Origin of the sequence: Oerskovia rustica (assembly GCF_014836555.1) — a bacterium.
GTDB classification, from domain to species: domain Bacteria; phylum Actinomycetota; class Actinomycetes; order Actinomycetales; family Cellulomonadaceae; genus Oerskovia; species Oerskovia rustica.
Map to the genome: position 1 here is coordinate 1 of NZ_JACSQQ010000012.1, position 3,170 is coordinate 3,170.

General features: G+C 71.5%; 4 protein-coding genes and 3 tRNA genes. 6 read left to right on the top strand and 1 reads right to left on the bottom strand.

Annotation, left to right across the window (positions count from 1 at the left end; translation table 11 throughout):
- Window positions 1-98 precede the first annotated feature (98 nt).
- Window positions 99-1,091: an EamA family transporter RarD gene (gene rarD / locus H9652_RS08580; RefSeq protein ID WP_404822007.1), complete on the bottom strand. Its 993-nt coding sequence runs from the start codon at window positions 1,089-1,091 to the stop codon at window positions 99-101.
- Window positions 1,092-1,250: 159 nt separating this feature from the next.
- On the opposite strand from rarD, the gene H9652_RS08585 reads away from it, so the two are divergent.
- The 6 genes from H9652_RS08585 (at window position 1,251) to H9652_RS08610 (ending at window position 3,114) form a co-directional block, all read left to right on the top strand.
- Window positions 1,251-1,332 (top strand) — tRNA-Tyr (locus tag H9652_RS08585).
- 362 nt (window positions 1,333-1,694) lie between these two features.
- Window positions 1,695-1,767: transfer RNA gene (locus tag H9652_RS08590), tRNA-Thr, on the top strand.
- Between the two features lie 63 nt (window positions 1,768-1,830).
- Window positions 1,831-1,907: transfer RNA gene (locus H9652_RS08595), tRNA-Met, on the top strand.
- A gap of 88 nt (window positions 1,908-1,995) precedes the next feature.
- A complete protein-coding gene (gene rpmG / locus H9652_RS08600; protein WP_030151977.1) occupies window positions 1,996-2,166 on the top strand; it encodes a 50S ribosomal protein L33 in 171 nt (56 codons plus the stop codon).
- A 31-nt stretch (window positions 2,167-2,197) separates the two neighbouring features.
- Entirely contained in the window at window positions 2,198-2,665 is a 468-nt protein-coding gene (locus tag H9652_RS08605; protein ID WP_191795898.1) for an FAS1-like dehydratase domain-containing protein, read from the top strand.
- Window positions 2,662-3,114, top strand: coding sequence for a MaoC family dehydratase (locus H9652_RS08610; RefSeq protein WP_191795899.1), 453 nt, complete (start codon window positions 2,662-2,664; stop codon window positions 3,112-3,114). Before H9652_RS08605 ends, H9652_RS08610 begins: the two co-directional genes overlap by 4 nt.
- Window positions 3,115-3,170: the final 56 nt, after the last annotated feature.

Here is a 3,170-nt window from a genome sequence, read left to right on the forward strand (position 1 = left end):
GGTCGGGGGGGGGGGGGGGGGCCACGGGTCGGGGGCGGGGGCCGGGGGCGGCGCCGCGGGCACGGCACCGGGTGATCCGGCGGCGGCCCCCGCCGCGGTCAGCGGGGAGCCGCGAGCCGGGACGCGCGCAGCGCGCGCAGGCCGTCGACGCTGAGCACGATCAGCGCGAGCCACACGAGCGAGAAGCCGGCCCACCGTGCGGGCGGCATGGACTCGTGGAACACGAGCAGCCCGACGAGGAACTGGAGCACGGGTGCGAGGTACTGGAGCATGCCCACGAGGCTCAGCGGCAGCCGGCGGGCCGCCGCGCCGAACAGCAGGAGGGGCAGGGCCGTGACGACGCCGCTCGACGCGAGCAGGAGGGCGTGACCGGTGCCCTCGGCGGCGAACGTTCCCTCGCCCGTGATCCCGAGGAAGACCAGGTAGCCGAGCGCCACGGGGAACAGCAGCGTCGTCTCGACCGCGAGGCCGGGCAGGGCCTCGACGTCGCGCCCGACGCGGTTCTTGACGAGGCCGTACAGGCCGAACGAGGCCGCGAGGGTCAGCGCGATCCACGGGAGCCGGCCCACGCCGATCGTGAGGACGACCACGGCGGCGGTGCCGATCCCGAGCGCGACCCACTGCGCGGGGCGCAGCCGCTCCTTGAGCACGAGCACCGCGAGCAGCACCGTGACGAGCGGGTTGATGAAGTACCCGAGGGCCGCGTCGAGCACGTGCCCGGACAGCACGCCGTAGACGTACACGGTCCAGTTCGTGGCCACGAGCACCGCGGCGATCGCGAGCAGCCCCACGGTCCGGCGCACGCGGAACGCGGCCCGGAACGCGGGCAGCTTGCGCATCACCAGCAGCAGGAAGAGGCAGAACAGCAGGCTCCACACCACGCGGTGGGAGATGATCTCGAGCGGTCCGGCCGGCTGGAGCAGCGGGAAGAAGAGGGGCATCGCGCCCCACAGGAAGTACGCGCTCGCACCGAGGACCACACCGAGGCGGTCGATCGGGGCCGACGCGCCGGGGGTGCCCGGAGCGCCCGGACGGGAGGGGTCCGGTGGCGCGGAGAGGTCGTTCACGGGGTGCTGGGGGGCCTGGCTCACGGTCCACTGTAAGCGGGTGAGGGCCGATCGTGAGGGGTCGATTTTCCTCCGGGGCCGGATTCGCTGTACTGTTGCCACGCTCCCGCAGTTCGGAAGCGCCCGCTGGTTGCGCCTTGGTGCGGCCCGGTCGTCACGGATCGAGAGTTCATCACCCAGCACGGCAGGTTGCCCGAGCGGCCAAAGGGATCTGACTGTAAATCAGACGGCTCAGCCTTCGGGGGTTCGAATCCCTCACCTGCCACGCGATCGAGCGAGGCGTCACCCATCGGGTGGCGCCTCGTTCGCGTTTCCGGGGGTCGACGTGAGGGGGGCGTGTGGTCACCAGGGCGCTTCAGGGGCCAGGTCGCCGGCCCGACGGCGGTGCCGACCGCGGGCGGTCGGCCTCCGGTGCACCCCCAGGTCGCCCCCAGGTCGCGGGCGGTGCGGACAGCCGGGGGGTGAAGTCGTGACATGTCGGACCGGTTCCGCTCGCCCGGCGCACGTCCGCAGAGCGAGGGCCCCGCTCTCGCACGGGCCGCAGAATCGGCCTGATCACTGGGGTTTCGGGTGGTCGTCGAGGCCGATTTCGCACCACGGCCGAACCCGTGTAATCTTTTCACCGCTGCCCCGATAGCTCAGTCGGCAGAGCGTCTCCATGGTAAGGAGAAGGTCAAGGGTTCGATTCCCTTTCGGGGCTCTGTGAAGTGACGCGGGGTCGTCTCGCTGGAATACTGGCGACACGACCCCGCGTTCATCACGCGGCGGGGTAGCTCAGCTGGTCAGAGCGCACGGCTCATAATCGTGAGGTCGCGGGTTCGAGCCCCGCCCCCGCTACCACTTCCTGACAACACACCGTACGGCGGCCGGCGCCGTGCGGCCTAGCAAGCACGTAGCGCCCTCCGGAGGCGCGAGAGGTGGCACTACCGTGGCAAGCAAGAGCTCAGACGTTCGCCCGAAGATCACGCTCGCATGCGTGGACTGCAAGGAGCGGAACTACATCACCAAGAAGAACCGCCGCAACGACCCCGACCGTCTCGAGCTGGCGAAGTTCTGCCCGCGCTGCGGCAAGCACACCGCTCACCGCGAGACCCGCTGATCCAGCGGCTCCGCTGAGCATCTCCGCACGCATGGCGATCAACGCTGACTACGCCGGTCGTGAGTACCCGGCCACCGCCCCGTACTCGGTCGGCCGCGAGAAGATCCGCGAGTTCGCCGCTGCTGTCGGTTCGTCCCACCCCGCGCACCACGATGTGGCCACTGCGCGGGGTTTGGGCTATCCGGACCTGATCGCACCGCCCACGTTCGCGGTGATCGTCGCGCAGCGCGCCGAGGCGCCCTTCATCCAGGACCCTGAGGCCCGTGTCGACTTCACGCGGGTCGTCCACGCGGACGAGCGGTTCGTGCACCACCGTCCGATCGTCGCCGGCGACGAGCTCGTGACCGTGCTGCACGTCGACTCGATCACGCAGCGGGCGGGCATCTCGATGGTCACGACCCGCGCCGAGATCGGCGCCCTGGCGGCGGACGGCTCCGGAACCGTCGAGCCCGTCGCGACCGTCACGTCGAGCCTCGTCGTCCGCGGGGAGGACGCATGACCGAGCACATCGCCTCTCCGGTGGGCACCACGCGACCGGACCTCTCCGCCCTCGCGGTGGGTGACGTCGTCGGGACGCGTGAGGTCCTCGTCGACCGGGCCCGCCTCGTCCGCTACGCCGGCGCGAGCGGCGACTTCAACCCGATCCACTGGAACGACGCCTTCGCGCAGAGCGTGGACCTGCCGGGCGTGATCGCGCACGGCATGTTCACCATGGGCGCGGCCGTCGCGCTGGTCGAGGACTGGGCCGGCGACCCTGGCGCGGTCGTGGACTACCAGACGCGCTTCACGCGCCCGGTCCCGGTGCCGAACCCCGGCGAGGCCGCGATCTCGGTGTCGGGCGCGATCGGCGCGATCGACCTCGAGGCGCGCACGGTCCGCATCGACCTCACGGTCACGTTCGAGGGCGCCAAGGTCCTCATGAAGGCGCAGGCGGTCGTCCGCCTCTAGGCCGCCTGGCCGCCTCAGGTCGCCGTACCGGCGACCCCAGCACGTCGAAGGGCGCC

What these genes read in the sequence shown, in the direction of transcription:
- H9652_RS08605 (WP_191795898.1), top strand. Translation starts at nt 2,198, where the DNA reads ATGGCGATCAACGCTGACTACGCCGGTCGTGAGTACCCGGCCACCGCC.
- H9652_RS08610 (WP_191795899.1), top strand. Translation starts at nt 2,662, where the DNA reads ATGACCGAGCACATCGCCTCTCCGGTGGGCACCACGCGACCGGACCTC.